Consider the following 14,498-nt stretch of genomic DNA (forward strand, 5'->3'; position numbering starts at 1 on the left):
AGGTATTCTTATGGGAGCCATATGGATTCTTTTTATCCCTTTTATAGTTATATTTTATGCAAGCTCAGAAAAGAAGATAAAAGGATTGAACAGACGTATCAGACGATTAGAAAAACAAGTGAAAGGAAATAAAGAAATGTCTAGACTTTTAGAAGAATTGAAAGGCCAAACGGCCACTGTTACAGTAGATGGTGTTGGATTTGAGTATGAAATTATGGATATCGATGAAGATTGGGTCAAATTGAGTCGTGAAATTAATAAACAACAAAGAGAAACTAAATTAGTCCGTATCGAAGATATTCAGGGTGTTCAACTATAAGGAGGCGGATGCCATGATCTTAAAAAATCGTCTGAAAGAGTTGAGGGCGCGTGATGGGCTCAACCAATCTGAGCTAGCTAAGCTAGCAGGGGTCTCGCGTCAGTCCATCAGTCTCTTGGAACGGGGGGAATATACCCCTTCGGTTATTATTGCCATCACCATCGCCCAGGTTTTTAAAGAGCCTGTGGAAAATGTTTTTAGTCTTGTAGAGGAAGAGGAATGATTATGAAAAAGCAACCACAAAAAAGATCTCCACGTAATCGTTTTTGGAGAAATGTCGGAATCATCACAGTTTCCGGCTTGATTGGAGGAGTCATTGGTTTTTTGACAGGCATGTTCGGATCCGAAAAACCCCTTGAAATCCAATCCTTCTTTAGTATAGAAGTACTCCTTTTGGGCTCAATACTTTTGTTTCTTATCGTGTTTATGGTCACGATAGCCTTACTAATAAGCGCGAGAAAAGTCCATCAAAAAATGCTCCAGATAGAAGACGAAGAGGAAGCCTATCACTATGACATCCAGAATAAAAAACTGTTTGGGTTAGCGACCATTTTTAAAGGAGTCATGATCTTGCCATACTTTTTAGTCATCATCTTTTATAGTCAATGGGTGTATATGGATAGACCTTCCACAGGGCACTTAGCTTTTATCTTTGGAACTTTTACCATGCTCTATCTTTTTCTTGTCTTGATTGTCCTATTTTTCTTATCAGATATCTTCTTTCGCAAGACCTTCCATCTGCTTTATGGAAAACCAATTCCCCGCAATGTCAATACCAAGGAAGTGCGTGAATTTATGATGAGTATGATGGATGAGGCAGAAAAACAGATAAGCTACGAGGAAAATTTCGAAGTGGTGGTTAAGTTAAGTAATTATATCTTACCTATCATGCTAATTGGAATTTTAATCATTGGGATTGCCTTCCAGACGGATATCCTCTTGGCTTTGAGTGTTGTATCCATCATCTATATTTATATCCTTATTTCACAATACAAGATTACCAAACGTTATTATAAAGAATAAATGTATCATCCATGTTAGAAATCTGTAAAAGCTTTTGGAAGTGATAAAGAGCTCTTTTTATTGAAAATCTTATCTTCCATTTCTTTATATACAATCAATGGGAGTGTTATCAGTCTTGAATCTTAGGGATTCTGAGAGACTATCAAAGGTGACCTAGCTATCGTAAATCATCCAAGCCCTCAGTTGATGCTGAGGGCCTTTTATTTCTCAATTGATTTTTGAAATCCTTTTCACTACAATAGAACTACAGAAAAGGAGGCGGACATGAACTATATTGAGTTTGCTGAAAATGAGCGTCTGTCCACGATTGTCCTTGGGATGATGCGGATCAGTCAGATGAGTGAAGATGAGGTGGAGGCCTTGGTAGAGGCAGCCTTGTCGATTGGCATTAACACCTTTGACCTAGCGGATATCTATGGTGATGGCCAGTGTGAGGTCCTGTTGGGTAAGGTTCTCAAGCGCCGTCCGGATCTTCGGAACCAGATGTGGATCCAGTCCAAGTGTGGCATTCGCAAAGACGGTTTTACCTATTTTGATTTTTCCAAGGACTATATTTTGGACTCCGTCGATGGCATCCTCGATCGTCTGCAGATCGAGCGCTTAGATAGTCTCCTCCTTCACCGACCGGATGCCCTCATGGAACCGGAAGAAGTGGCAGCAGCTTTTGATCAGTTGGAGCAAGCGGGCAAGGTTCGTCATTTTGGGGTGTCCAATCAAAATCCCATGATGATGGAATTGCTTAAGACGGCTGTCAAACAACCTCTCAAGGTCAACCAGCTGCAGTTGAGTGCCGCCTTTACACCGAGCTTTGAAGCTGGTTTTCATGTCAACATGGAAGGGGCAAAAGCAGCCGTGCGAGATGGCAGTGTCTTTGAGTATTGTCGTTTAACTGATACTGTGATTCAGGCCTGGTCTGTCCTCCAGCATGGCTATTTCAAGGGGAATTTTGTCGGCAAGGAAGAGTTTGCAGCCCTCAATCATGTCCTCAATGACTTGGCGAAAAAATACCAGGTCACACCGACAGCTATCGCCCTTGCTTGGGTCCTTCGCTATCCAGGTAAGATGCAGGCTGTCATTGGAACGACCAAACCCCAGCATGTCCTTGAAGCGGGGAAAGCAGCAACAGTCACTTTGACACGCAAGGAATGGTACCAAATCTACTTGGCGGCGGGAAATGATTTGCCTTAGAATCTTGTGGTCAAACCAGACTCCACTCTTATCAGTGGTCTGGTTTTTTGTTTTGTGGTTTTCAGATTTTTCTTGACAAGTCTTTCATTTTTATGGTATTCTTTTATGCAACAAGTGTTGCGCAACGAATGTTGCGTGAAAGGAGTCTTATGCCACCCAAGGTTAAATTTAGTAAAGAGGCTATCATTGGGACAGCTTTACAATTGGTGAGAGAAGAGGGAATGGCTAGTTTAACTGCTAGAGCATTAGCGGAGAAACTGGGAGCCACACCGAGAGTCATTTTTGGGCAATTTGCTAATATGTCCGAGTTACAAGCAGAGGTTATTGGTGCTGCGGAGATGGTCGTGGTGGAGTATATTCGCAAGGCCTTAGAAGATGAGAAACCTTTTCGATCTGTCGGGGTTGCTTATATCCTTTTCGCCTCAAAAGAGCCCCAACTCTTTCAGTTGCTTTTCCAAAATCCTAGCAAAGATCCGATTCGTCGCTTTCAGGATTTTCTTCCCATGAAGGATCATAGTTACCAATTGGTTCTGGAATCGATTGTCGCAGACTATCCGTTGACGTTAGAGGAGGCTAGTCGCTTGTACCAGCATTTATTTATCTACTCACACGGGATGGCCTCGATGGTTGCTTCTGGTATTTATCTGTTCAGCATGGAAGAAGTGATTGGTTTATTGACAGAAGTTTGTCAATCTCTCATCAAAGAAATGGTAGGAAAGAAATGATTCAACTAGAAAATGTTTACAAAGGCTACGGCCAAACCAAGGTTTTAAAAGGGATTGATTTGCAGATTCAAGACCAGGATGATGTGGTGATCCTAGGCCCTTCTGGATCAGGGAAATCAACCCTCTTAAACGTATTATCAGGATTAGAAAAGGTAGATGAGGGGCATATCCTCATTCAAGGACAGGATTTATCGCAACTCACGGATGCGCAATTGACAGCCTTTAGACGTGAGAAGATAGCCTTTATTTTCCAGCAGTATTATTTATTACCGAATCTCACGGTCAGACAGAATGTTAAGATGGGAGCTGATCTGGCAAGCAATCATGATTTTTTGAAGATCATCGAGGATTTGGGTCTTGGCGATAAGCTGGACAAGTATCCAAGTGAATTGTCTGGTGGAGAACAGCAGAGAGTCTCCATTGCTCGGGCCTTAGCCAAAAAGCCAGAGATTCTTTTCTTAGATGAGCCGACTGGGGCCCTGGATGAAGAAACAGGGCGCAAGATTCTCGACTATATCTGGAAATTAAAGGAAAAGTTGGGCTTTACCTTAATCATGGTGACGCACAACCAAAATATTGCGGATATGGCCAGAACCATCATTCGTGTCAATAGTGGCAAGATTACCCAAGTTGTGACCAATGATCAGCCTCAGACTGCCTATGAGATTGGATGGTAAGCCATGTTTTCAGTAAAAGATATTCGAAAATTAGTTGTCGTCAGTATCATTGGGGCTTGTGCGGTCTTTGTGGCTAATCTTTTCTTGAATTTTTATCTTGATATCGAGCAGTTGGAGATTTCTAAAATCAATCCGATGATTCAGACCTACTATGATGCCCAGGTTTCGCTTTCCTGGATGGTGGCCATGGTCAGTGGAGTCGTCTTGTCCTTGACGTCGGTCCTTCTCATGTGTTTTTATATCAAACAATTTGTCGACGACCACAAGGAACAATTAGGAATTTTAAAGGCTTTGGGCTATAGCAATGGCCAGTTGGCTAAACGATTTTGGGCCTTTGGACTCAGTTTTGGAGCTGGAGCGCTTCTTGGCTATTTTGCTTCATTTCTCATGATGGGACATTTTTTTGACTTCCGTAATGAGAAGGGGATTTTGCCAGAAATCACCATTCATTTTCACTGGCAGCTCTTGCTTGCTTTGGTGATCCTGCCAACGACCTTCTTTATGCTTCTCGCGATTGGTTATGCCAGAAGACAACTACAAACACCGGCACTTCGCTTATTGAAAAAGTCTCCAACACCAATCAAGGTCCAAAGGAGAAAGAGGGCTCCCAAGAAAGACAAATCCTTCCTAAAAGAGCTATCCTCGTCACTGATTTGGGGGAGAAAATCTATCTTGTTTTTTGTAGTCTTTGGCTCTATGTGTTTTGCGGCCATGGTTCAATTGTCCTTTGGCTTAAGAGATTACACAGATGACATCATCCAAACCATGATGATTATGATTGGCCTAATTCTTTCTTTCTCGATTCTCTTTTTGTCATTGGGGATTGTCGTCTCAGAAAGTCGCGAAACCTTAGCCTTGATGAAGGCTTTTGGCTACACCAATCGTGAATGCCAAAATCATATTCTCGCTCCCTATCGTTTTTGGGCTTATCTAGGATTTGTTCTTGGGACAGCTTATCAATATGGCATCATGGAAATCTTGATCGGTGTGATCAAAGACACGGTTCCTGAAAAGATTGAGCATAACTTTGATGGGAATGTGTGCTTCTGGACCTTGCTCGGTTTTGCTGTAGTTTATGAAAGCCTCTTTTATCTATCCAACAGAAAACTCCAAAAACAAACCATCAAAGAAGTGCTCTTAGCTGAATGATTTATGACAGTAATCCTTAATATCAGTGCTTTTTGATGAGAAAAAATAGTAGATTCATTGACTTTAGACCTCTTAAAGAGGTCTTTTTCTCTGATGAAAACGCTACATAAGAGACTAAATGCACTATCACAATCTTGTGATAGTTTACATCTTCTTAACATTGTCCCGAAATTCTTGCATTCTCTATTGTTAAAGCGTAAGATAGACACTGTTTTAATTTTGTGCATTAAAACATGTCTTGAAATATTTCTAGGTGTACAAGGCAAATAGAATTTTATGAAAGAGGAGTCTCGAATGTCAGATAAACAAATGAAAACCCTTGGTTGGGTGGCAACCTTCATGTCAGTTATGATGTATGTATCATACGTACCACAAATCATGGACAATTTGTCTGGTCATAAAGGAAACTTTATCCAACCATTGGTAGCTGCAGTCAACTGTAGCCTTTGGGTTTACTATGGTCTCTTTAAAAAAGAACGTGACCTTCCCCTTGCTGCGGCCAATGCACCAGGTATTATCTTTGGTTTAATTACAGCATTGACAGCTTTGTTCTAAAATAAAGCGAAATTTCTTTCTATACTATTTTTCTTAACGCAGAAAACGAGAGCAGAACTAGCGACAGTTAAAGATTGTCGTTCTAGTTTCACTCTCGTTTTTTGTTTTTAGTTACTAAGAAGAGCCTTGATAGCATCTTCCATTTTTAGTGGTTCAGTTTTGGAAGAAAAGCGTTCGACGACTTGACCTTCACGGTTAATCAAAAACTTAGCAAAGTTCCATTCGATTCTAGCCCCAAGAGGTCCAGATTTTTCTTGTTTTAGCCAATCAAAAAGTGGTTCTGCTTCCTTTCCATTGACCTTGATTTTGGCAAACCGAGGGAAGGTAGTATGGTAATTTAGGGTGCAGAAGGTATTGATTTCTTCAGCACTACCAGGTGCCTGCCCCATAAATTGATTACAAGGAAAATCAAGAATCTCGAAACCCTGGTTTTTGTATTTGTCATAAAGTTCTTGCAAGCCCTGATACTGTGGCGTCAAACCACAGCCTGTTGCTGTATTGACGATTAAGACGACCTTGCCCTTATAGTCCTGGAGAGACACAAGCTGGTTGGATTGATTTGAAACTGTAAAATCGTATAAGGTTGTCATAGGAAACCTCCTTTGGTTTAGTTGAGACTATTATAGCAAAAATAAAGACATAAGAATTGTACTTTTACAGTATAGCTTTTAGCATTCCCCACAAAAAAACCAAGACTTTCGTCTCGGTTTCATCTCATCTTATGACACGACATGTCCTTCTTTGTCGAAGGTATAGAGTTTACCGTCGATGAGGACAGAGCGGTTAGTGTATTTTTCTCCTGTTTTAGGGTCCAAATAGTAGGTGTAGTTATCAACTGTGACAAAGCGTCCTTTGACTTGTTTGCCTTCAGCGTCGAAGTAGAGGACCTTGCCATCAACTTCTTGGAAGCCGGTCACTTTTTCACCTTTGTCATTGTAATAGTAGTTGTCACCTTTATCGTAGACAATGCGATTGCGATAAGCAGGCTCACCCTTGCGGTCAGCAACTACACCATTGTCATCAGCATTATAGGCTCTGTCTCCGATGACAAAACGTCCTGTTTCGAGGTTTCCACTAGCTCGGAAGTAGTAGTCTTTGCCATCGATGGTTTGCCAACCAGTAAGAGCAGCTCCATCGTTACCATAGTAGCGTGTTGGGTAGTATGGGAAGCGTGGAGAACCTTCGTAGTTGTATGATTTTGAAAAGGCGTTGCGTGTCATGATACCAGTCAATTGGTCAAATTGGTAAGTCTTACCGTTGATTGTAACCTCTGTGCCTTTGGCTTGACGGCCATCTTCATAGAAATAGTAAGTGACGCCATCAAATGTCTTCAAGCCAGTGACTTTTTGACCATTTTCATAGAGATAACTTGTACCGCTACGATCCGTCTGCAATTGGTCAAAGTGGATGGCTTTTTCTTTTGCCGCATCAATACCCTTGGCATCAAAATTAAAGGTTACGCCACGATAAGTAAGGGCCTTGTTAGTTGTTGCAATGGCAACGTTTGTGGTCACTTTTTGGCCATTTGGTGCTGTGAAGGTCATAGGTGTTGAGTCGAAATGGTAGAGGTGTCCATTAAGAATATCCCATTCGTCAAAAGTTGACCATTGTGATTGGCGGACGTTACTATATTTAGATCCAAGAATCTTACCATCATATTGATAAGGACCTTCTTTGATATTACCGTCGGCATCTGTAACATAGACACCTTCAAGTTCATACGAATTCTCACCAGTACGCTTGAACTCAGGATAGAGACCGTTTGTCAAGAGTTTTCCATCTGGGCTAAAGAGTTGAGAGTTGATAACTCCTGTGTAGAGGTTTCCTTTAGGTGTGTCGTCATCAGAATAGTCGCTACCATAATAACGGTTGCCATCAACTTCAAACCAGCCTGTCTTGAAGGCACCATCATTGCCAGCGTAGTAGATGTTTTCAGAGAAGTCACCGTAACGCCCAGTAGATTTATCATGGTAGAAGGCATTACGTAGGACAGCACCGGTGTCTTTGTTGGCGAAGTAGTGGTTATCACCTAGGTTGAAAATCTTTCCTCGGACTTGTTGGCCCTTATCGTTGAAGTAGAAGAGGTCCTTGTTAATAGTTTGGAAACCAGTGACCTTTTTACCATTGGCATCGTAGTAGTACCATTCTTGATCAGTACCTTTAACAAATTGATTTCGATTTGTGGTTTGGTCAGCTTTAGTAGTCGCCACACCATTGCTATCAAAGTTATAGACCGTACCGTTTAAGGTAAGTGAGCGATGTACCCACTTGTCACCTGTATTTGGGTCGAAGTAGTAGGTTTTGCCACCAACAGTAACCAGTTGTCCCTTGGCTTGTACACCATATTCGTGGAAATAAAGGTTCTGTCCGTTAATGGTTTGGAAACCAGACACGGCTTTACCATCAGCTCCGAAGTAGTACCAAGAGTTGTCTCTATTGATAAATTGGTTAGTTACTGGATTTCCATTATCTTTATCGAAATAGTAGATATCGTTACCGTAGTAAAGGAAGTCCCCTTTGACTTGTTGACCATTGTCATTGAAGTAGTGAAGGCTACCGTCAACCGTTTGAAAACCGTGAAGCGCCTTACCATCTTTACCAAAGTAATACCAATTACCCTTGTCGTCAGAAACATAGCGATTGGTTACCATAATACCAGTCTTAGGATCAAAGTAATACTGTTGTCCGTTCAGGTTTTGAACGCTTGTCTTGTAGTGAGCTTGGCTACGGTCTAGGAATTCGGTTTGGAAACCAAATGGGTCTGAGAAGCCTTTAGTTGCCTTGAAGTCATTGATGTAATACCAGTTTCCAGCTTTATCCGAAACAAAGACAAAATTAGGTTGATTACCAGTAGCATCAAAGTAGTAAAGATTTCCATTTTCAGTGATGAAGTCATCTTTGACCATCTTGCCATCTTTGTCGAAGTAGTAAAAGCCAAAGTATTTATGGTTGACGTTGTTAAGAGCTTGGAGACCTGTTACGCGACGTCCATTGTCTTTATCGAAATAGTAGCTATCACCATTAATAGTGACGATTTCGTTTTTAGCTTGTCGACCATCTTCGTGGAAGTAGAGGTTAAAGCCATCGATGTTCTGAGCACCAGTGACGGGTTTGCCATCTTTGCCGAGGTAATACCAGTTTTGGTTGTTGTCTTCAATAAACTGGTTGCGTTTGTTCGTTTCAGGCAGAACTGCTGTCAAACGACCTTGGGCATCAGCTTTGTAGGCTTGACCATCAATGTTGATAGAGGTATTGGTTACCTTACGTCCATTGGCTTTGTCATAGTAGTAAGATTGTCCATTTTCTGTGATAATCTCACCCTTGGCTTGCTTGCCATCCTCGTGAAAATAAAGGTCGAAATGGTCAACGTTTTGGGCACCTGTCAGATTTTTCCCATCTTTGAGATAGTACCAGTTGCCCTCAGCATCGCTCTTGAATTGACCGCCAGAAACGACAGTAGTTTCAACAGACTCCGGTGCTTGACTGTTTACTTCGGTGACTGTGCTAGCTGTTTCTGAAGTTGAGGTAGCGGTTCTCGTTTCGCCACTAGACAAATTGTAAGTGCTACTTGCTTGGTCTTCCTTAAGGACTGGCTGCTTATCAGTTGTGACAGTAGCAGTTGTATCAGTTGCCTTATTGGTTGCGCCTTGATTAGCTTTTGTCGTAGCTACAGTTGTTTCTGTGACAACAAGCTCAGGATCCTGACTGACGCTTTCAGGCGTGCTAGCTGAGGTAACTTGATTGGCAGCTTGCTCGTCGGCAGAGACACCAACTCCAATCAATGAGGCACCAAGTGCCAAACCAGACACGGCAATGGTAACCCATTGTTTTTTCACTTTATGAAGTTTAAAATGAACTTTATTTTCCATAAAAGTTCCCCTTTTCCTTTTTAATGACCCCATTCTAACATCTTTTATTAGAAGAATCAAACGCATTCATAAGATTTTCATGTTTTTTCTAAAAATTGAAAATTCTTTCCAGATAAGGATTTGAGAAACGAAATAGAATGATATAGGACCACTTTAGCAAGCTCCTTTTAATCGAGATGTATGTAAAATTAAAAAGCAACCACTGGGAGTCCCCATTTTTGGCATAGCATTCAACAATAAAAGTATAAAAATACAGAAATGGGCCCTTTTAGGCCAAGAAATATGGTATAATAGTCCGGTATTTCGCAAAAAATGGAGTATAAAAATGAGTATTTTTCGTAAAAAGGACGTCGGTCTCGCTCAGACTGAGATGAAACGACATCTGACCCTTAGGGATGTAGTCCTTCTGGGAATCGGTGCCATGGTTGGGACAGGAATCTTTACGATTACTGGTACCGCGGCATCGACTCTAGCTGGTCCTGCCCTGATTATTTCGGTCTTGATTTCAGCCGTGTGTGTTGGGATGTCAGCTATTTTCTTTGCCGAGTTTGCCTCACGTTACCCATCGGCTGGTGGTGTTTATGGTTATCTCTATGCTGTCTGGGGGGAGTATCCTGCTTGGATGGGTGGCTGGTTGACCATGATTGTCTTTATGAATGCTGTATCCAGTGTGGCCTCTGGTTGGGGTGCCTACCTCAAGGGGCTACTGGCTAGTTTTGGTCTTAAGTTGCCTCAAGCCATCAGTGGACCTTTCAATCCCAGTCAAGGCACTTACATTGACCTCTTGCCAGTCTTGGTCTTGGTCTTGGTGACGGCTCTTCTTCTCATGAATTCTAAACAGGCTTTACGTTTGAACTCCCTCTTGGTAGTGCTCAAGTTTTCAGCCTTGGCGGTCTTTATCTTAGTGGGCCTCTTCCATTTGAATCCTAGCAACTGGGCAGATTTTGCACCATTTGGGTTTGGTCAGATTTATGGAGGAAAAACTGGGATTATGGCTGGTGCCTCTCTCATGTTCTTTGGATTCCTTGGTTTCGAGTCTATCTCTATGACCGTAGACGAGATTAAAGAGCCGCAAAAGAACGTTCCTCGAGGTATCGTTCTTGCCTTGATTATTGTGGCTTCACTTTATGCAGTGGTTTCTCTCGTCTTGACAGGAGTGGTTCACTATACCAAGTTGAATGTCGACGATGCCGTGGCTTATGCCCTTCGCTATATCGGTATTTCTTGGGCAGCCAACTACGTCTCTGTCGTTGCTATTATGACCTTGATTACGGTATGTATTTCAATGGCCTATGCCCTTAGCCGTATGGTTTATAGCCTGGCGCGTGATGGTTTCCTTCCCCAAACCTTCCAAAAGGTTTCAAAGACTAATAAGGTTCCACATCATGCGACGCTTTTGACAGGCGTTTTGTCGGCTATCTCAGCAGGTATCTTCTCTTTGGCCAATATGGCGTCCTTGGTTAACATTGCGACCTTGGCTTACTTGGTCCTCTTGGCTATTGCCCTCATTATTCTTCGTAAGGACAAGGGTTTGCCACAGAAGGATGAGTTTAAGGTTCCATTTGTTCCTGTCTTGCCCATTATTTCAATTATCGTCTGCCTCTCCTTTATGAGTCAGTACAGTTGGCAGACATGGTTAGCCTTTGGTTTGGCAGTGCTAATTGGGTCAGCTATCTATGCCTTTTACGGTTACAAACATTCTAAGTATTAAGATGAAAACGTTAGGTCTGATGATCTAGCGTTTTTTGATATAATGGAAGGAAAGTAAAAGCAGGAGTAGATTGATGAAATCAGACCAGATGTGGCAAGCCTATAAGATTTTAAATCAGACAATCGGAGATAAGATTGATGCCTGGGCCTTTGGCGTGGAAGCAGATTATTTGGCAGAACTCGTATTGATGGGGCAAAAGACAGCAACCAGTTCAGCTTTTGACTTGTATGCAGTGGGGAATGAACCATTGCCCAAGGAAAATGAACTAAGCGTCATTCTTGATAGTAAGGAGAATGCTATTTGTATTATTGAAACGACGAAAGTTGAGGTCATCCCATTTAAAGAGGTTTCTGAAGACCATGCCTACAAGGAAGGTGAAGGAGACTGTGGGCTAACCTATTGGCAAGAGCTTCATGAGAATCTCTTTAGCAATTGGTTGCATGAGGTTGGATTACATTTTAGTCAGGACAGTCTAGTTGTGTTGGAAGAATTTAGAGTGGTTTATCCTATAGATTAAAAGTTCCCAATATCTTGGGGACTTTTTACTTTAAGGAAAGATTAACCTTTCTTTAAGTCTTGTCTTAGGTTTCTTGTGTTTAATAAAGGCATCTCAAAAGTAAGAAAGAGGTCTAAGATATGACATACAAACATAGCAAACAAACACAAGAACGTTACGCCATTAAAAAATCATCAAAATGGAAAACTGCAGGCTCAGTCCTAGTAGCGAGCTTAATTTTTGGTAGCTCGGTCGTCTTAAATGAAAATAAGGCTTCAGCCGATGAGACTAACACCGAATCAACACTCTCAACGGTTACGACGGGTGAAACCACTGCCGATTTGATTGAAGAAAGTGTTCAGACAGAAGATTCGTCAAATAGTACTGAAACAAGTACAGACACTGATACAAGTACTACAACTACGACTTCCGACACGGCTTCGTCAGCAACAAGTACAACATCCGACACAACAGATACATCGACAAGTAGTGAAACATCTAATCAGTCAAGCACATCTTCAACTTCAGAAGCCAGTTCTTCTGAAACTGCTGCAACAACAACTAATGAAACTTCAGAAACGGCAACAACTACTACAGATGAAAACAGTAGCACTAATACAAGCACAAGCTCCACTGAAGCGACCGCTTCAGAGACAGCTTCAGTTCTAACCAATAATTCTGCAGATACAACTTCAGAAACCACAACGGATTCTAGCAGCACTGATTCAGAAAGTACAACGACTACGATTACCTTTAATGGGACAACGGTGGTAACGAGTGATAGTAGCACAGTGACGGTTGATGGTACTACCGTTACCATTAATCAATCAGGTTCATATACACTAACAGGTAATGGCTCAAGTTATACTATTATTGTGGCTGGTAGCGTGACGGATCCAGTTACAATTTACTTGGATGGAGTGACCTTAACAGATTCCTCAATCACTTCTAATTCCTCAGCAGAATTGACAGTGAATGTCCTTTCAGACAGTTCCATTTCTGCGACTTCTGCTAATGCCATCGAAGCAGCGGGAGCTTTGACCATTACCAGTGGTACTGGAAGCACCCTTACCCTTTCAAGTACTGAAAAGCACGCCATCAAGGCTGATAGTGTGACTGTTGATTCAGTAACGCTTGATTTGACGTCAGAGGCTAAAGATGGTATCAATGCGACGACAGCTGTAACTATTAAAAATGCCACAGTCAACATCACAGCAACTGATGACGGTATTCAGGTCGAAGACGAAACAGATGTGAACAGTGGTGATTTGACGATTACCGACTCAACGGTAACCATTAATGCAACTGATAAAGGTATCACGGTTACAGATGAATTGACTGTCGAAGGCAATTCTAAAGTAACAGTTGTAGCAGGTGACGAAGGCCTTGAAGGGCGTTATATCAATTTGACAGGTGGAACCGTTGATATCACTGCTGGTGATGATGGTATTAACGCCACTGAGTGGACGACCAAGGACAGCGCTGATACTTCAAGCTTAACCAATTCGACTTCTGACTTGGAAAATGAAGTGGGCATCAATATTGACGGTGCAACGGTAACTATCTTGGCAGATGGTGATGGTATCGACAGTAACGGCAATGTGACAGTGAAAAGTGGTTCTCTCTACGTCGCTCAGACAAGTGCAGATAATGCTGCTATCGACTACGATGGAACAGGTATTATTTCGGGCGGTACTGTATGGGCTATTGGTAACCAAGGAATGGCTCAAGCCTTTACAACAGGTTCAAGCCAGTCTTATATCATGGCCAACATCTCTGGTAGTGCTGGAGATACCATCACAGTTACAGATAGTTCTGGAAATGTTGTAGCGACCACAACAGCAACAACTTCATTTGGAAATGTGGTCTTTAGTACCGAGAGTCTAACTTCGGGTGAAACCTATACCATTACGACATCAAGTGGTGCTAGTGTGACTGCAACAGCTACTGAAGAAGGCACAAACAATGGTCCTGGTGCTGGTGGCATGGGCGGCTTCCCAGGTGGTGGTTTTGGTAATAGTTCAATGTCTGATAACTTCGGAGGCTACGGCGGACCAACTAGCTATGGTGGCAGCTCTACAAATACGGGTACCGTCAATACCCCATGGGGTCAATCTGCTTCGACAAGTTCTGAGAATACAACTAGCACAAGTAGTACAAGTTCAACAAGCCAGACGGCTAATACTGGACGTCCTACCCCATCAAACTTTGCTAGTCAAACAAGTAGCTCAAACTCTATAAATATGAGCCCTACGACAAGCAGCAGTGCTAATCAACCAGCTACCAATGCTCCAGCAATGACAGCGACAAACACAGCTTTATCAAATCAAAATACGTCAACATCAAATCCTTCAAGCTTTGAAGGAGCATCGCTTAAATCAAATACCTCTCTCGCTAACCAGCCTACAAAAGAGCAATCGACACAAACAATGACCAATACATCAAGCAGTGCCCAACAACAAGCTCATGAGACTGCTGAAAAGTTGGATAAGCTCCAACCTCAAAATCAAAGCTCTAAAGCATCAAAAGGTCAGCCAAGAGAAGTTTCAAGTCAAAAGGAAAATGTAGGCCCAGTCGTACAGACGAATCTTGCACAAAAAACAAATAATCAAACAAGCTCTAAGTCTAACCAGTCTGACAAAAGCTCACAAAGCAACCAAACAACAAGTAAATCTAGCCTACCAAATACTGGTGATGTGAGTAGCTTGGGCTTAGGCGCATTAGGAGCTGTACTCATGACAACATCATTTGCACTTAAGGGAAGCAAGCATTCCCGTAAGTAATCT

At 42.1% G+C, this 14,498-nt stretch carries 13 protein-coding genes; 11 read left to right on the forward strand and 2 right to left on the reverse strand.

What is annotated here, in order from left to right; translation table 11 throughout:
* Positions 1 to 10: 10 nt before the first annotated feature.
* The 8 genes from H7T99_RS06330 (at position 11) to H7T99_RS06365 (ending at position 5,636) form a co-directional block, all read left to right on the forward strand.
* Positions 11 to 319: a hypothetical protein gene (locus H7T99_RS06330; RefSeq protein ID WP_037602207.1), complete on the forward strand. Its 309-nt coding sequence runs from the start codon at positions 11 to 13 to the stop codon at positions 317 to 319.
* Between the two features lie 13 nt (positions 320 to 332).
* Positions 333 to 542 carry a helix-turn-helix transcriptional regulator gene (locus H7T99_RS06335; RefSeq protein ID WP_021143931.1) on the forward strand — a complete coding sequence of 70 codons (210 nt, stop codon included), beginning with the start codon at positions 333 to 335 and terminating at the stop codon, positions 540 to 542.
* Positions 539 to 1,342: a DUF3169 family protein gene (locus H7T99_RS06340; RefSeq protein ID WP_014634712.1), complete on the forward strand. Its 804-nt coding sequence runs from the start codon at positions 539 to 541 to the stop codon at positions 1,340 to 1,342. Before H7T99_RS06335 ends, H7T99_RS06340 begins: the two co-directional genes overlap by 4 nt.
* A 264-nt stretch (positions 1,343 to 1,606) precedes the next feature.
* The gene (locus tag H7T99_RS06345) at positions 1,607 to 2,530 is read left to right on the forward strand and encodes an aldo/keto reductase (protein WP_201035961.1); all 924 of its coding nucleotides are present in this window, start codon (positions 1,607 to 1,609) and stop codon (positions 2,528 to 2,530) included.
* A gap of 149 nt (positions 2,531 to 2,679) precedes the next feature.
* Positions 2,680 to 3,255, forward strand: a complete 576-nt coding sequence (locus H7T99_RS06350) for a TetR/AcrR family transcriptional regulator (RefSeq protein ID WP_201035962.1) — start codon at positions 2,680 to 2,682, stop codon at positions 3,253 to 3,255.
* Entirely contained in the window at positions 3,252 to 3,932 is a 681-nt protein-coding gene (locus H7T99_RS06355; protein WP_201035963.1) for an ABC transporter ATP-binding protein, read from the forward strand. Before H7T99_RS06350 ends, H7T99_RS06355 begins: the two co-directional genes overlap by 4 nt.
* A gap of 3 nt (positions 3,933 to 3,935) precedes the next feature.
* A complete protein-coding gene (locus H7T99_RS06360) occupies positions 3,936 to 5,081 on the forward strand; it encodes an FtsX-like permease family protein (RefSeq protein WP_037602201.1) in 1,146 nt (381 codons plus the stop codon).
* 294 nt (positions 5,082 to 5,375) lie between these two features.
* Positions 5,376 to 5,636 (forward strand): SemiSWEET family transporter, encoded by a 261-nt coding sequence (locus tag H7T99_RS06365; protein ID WP_002885327.1) that lies wholly within the window; start codon positions 5,376 to 5,378, stop codon positions 5,634 to 5,636.
* A 107-nt stretch (positions 5,637 to 5,743) separates the two neighbouring features.
* On the opposite strand, the gene H7T99_RS06370 is transcribed toward H7T99_RS06365, so the two are convergent.
* Both H7T99_RS06370 and H7T99_RS06375 read right to left on the reverse strand, forming a co-directional pair.
* On the reverse strand, positions 5,744 to 6,226 hold the full coding sequence (locus tag H7T99_RS06370; protein WP_037602199.1) for a glutathione peroxidase: 483 nt from the start codon (positions 6,224 to 6,226) through the stop codon (positions 5,744 to 5,746).
* 129 nt (positions 6,227 to 6,355) lie between these two features.
* Entirely contained in the window at positions 6,356 to 9,505 is a 3,150-nt protein-coding gene (locus H7T99_RS06375) for a KxYKxGKxW signal peptide domain-containing protein (protein ID WP_037602197.1), read from the reverse strand.
* Positions 9,506 to 9,830: 325 nt separating this feature from the next.
* Between H7T99_RS06375 and H7T99_RS06380 the strand changes: the two genes are divergently transcribed.
* The 3 genes from H7T99_RS06380 to H7T99_RS06390 all read left to right on the forward strand — a co-directional run bounded on the left by H7T99_RS06380 (position 9,831) and on the right by H7T99_RS06390 (position 14,495).
* Positions 9,831 to 11,216, forward strand: coding sequence for an amino acid permease (locus H7T99_RS06380; RefSeq protein WP_037602195.1), 1,386 nt, complete (start codon positions 9,831 to 9,833; stop codon positions 11,214 to 11,216).
* Between the two features lie 73 nt (positions 11,217 to 11,289).
* On the forward strand, positions 11,290 to 11,733 hold the full coding sequence (locus H7T99_RS06385; RefSeq protein ID WP_037602193.1) for an ASCH domain-containing protein: 444 nt from the start codon (positions 11,290 to 11,292) through the stop codon (positions 11,731 to 11,733).
* A 119-nt stretch (positions 11,734 to 11,852) separates the two neighbouring features.
* On the forward strand, positions 11,853 to 14,495 hold the full coding sequence (locus H7T99_RS06390) for a carbohydrate-binding domain-containing protein (RefSeq protein ID WP_037602191.1): 2,643 nt from the start codon (positions 11,853 to 11,855) through the stop codon (positions 14,493 to 14,495).
* Positions 14,496 to 14,498: the final 3 nt, after the last annotated feature.

Source organism: Streptococcus sp. 17.1 (genome assembly GCF_016648655.1).
In the GTDB taxonomy this organism is placed as follows: Bacteria; Bacillota; Bacilli; order Lactobacillales; family Streptococcaceae; genus Streptococcus; species Streptococcus salivarius_E.

What these genes read in the sequence shown, in the direction of transcription:
- H7T99_RS06360 (WP_037602201.1), top strand. Translation starts at nt 3,936, where the DNA reads ATGTTTTCAGTAAAAGATATTCGAAAATTAGTTGTCGTCAGTATCATT.
- H7T99_RS06390 (WP_037602191.1), top strand. Translation starts at nt 11,853, where the DNA reads ATGACATACAAACATAGCAAACAAACACAAGAACGTTACGCCATTAAA.
- H7T99_RS06375 (WP_037602197.1), bottom strand. Translation starts at nt 9,505, where the DNA reads ATGGAAAATAAAGTTCATTTTAAACTTCATAAAGTGAAAAAACAATGG.
- H7T99_RS06370 (WP_037602199.1), bottom strand. Translation starts at nt 6,226, where the DNA reads ATGACAACCTTATACGATTTTACAGTTTCAAATCAATCCAACCAGCTT.
- H7T99_RS06385 (WP_037602193.1), top strand. Translation starts at nt 11,290, where the DNA reads ATGAAATCAGACCAGATGTGGCAAGCCTATAAGATTTTAAATCAGACA.
- H7T99_RS06350 (WP_201035962.1), top strand. Translation starts at nt 2,680, where the DNA reads ATGCCACCCAAGGTTAAATTTAGTAAAGAGGCTATCATTGGGACAGCT.
- H7T99_RS06355 (WP_201035963.1), top strand. Translation starts at nt 3,252, where the DNA reads ATGATTCAACTAGAAAATGTTTACAAAGGCTACGGCCAAACCAAGGTT.
- H7T99_RS06365 (WP_002885327.1), top strand. Translation starts at nt 5,376, where the DNA reads ATGTCAGATAAACAAATGAAAACCCTTGGTTGGGTGGCAACCTTCATG.
- H7T99_RS06335 (WP_021143931.1), top strand. Translation starts at nt 333, where the DNA reads ATGATCTTAAAAAATCGTCTGAAAGAGTTGAGGGCGCGTGATGGGCTC.
- H7T99_RS06330 (WP_037602207.1), top strand. Translation starts at nt 11, where the DNA reads ATGGGAGCCATATGGATTCTTTTTATCCCTTTTATAGTTATATTTTAT.
- H7T99_RS06380 (WP_037602195.1), top strand. Translation starts at nt 9,831, where the DNA reads ATGAGTATTTTTCGTAAAAAGGACGTCGGTCTCGCTCAGACTGAGATG.
- H7T99_RS06345 (WP_201035961.1), top strand. Translation starts at nt 1,607, where the DNA reads ATGAACTATATTGAGTTTGCTGAAAATGAGCGTCTGTCCACGATTGTC.
- H7T99_RS06340 (WP_014634712.1), top strand. Translation starts at nt 539, where the DNA reads ATGATTATGAAAAAGCAACCACAAAAAAGATCTCCACGTAATCGTTTT.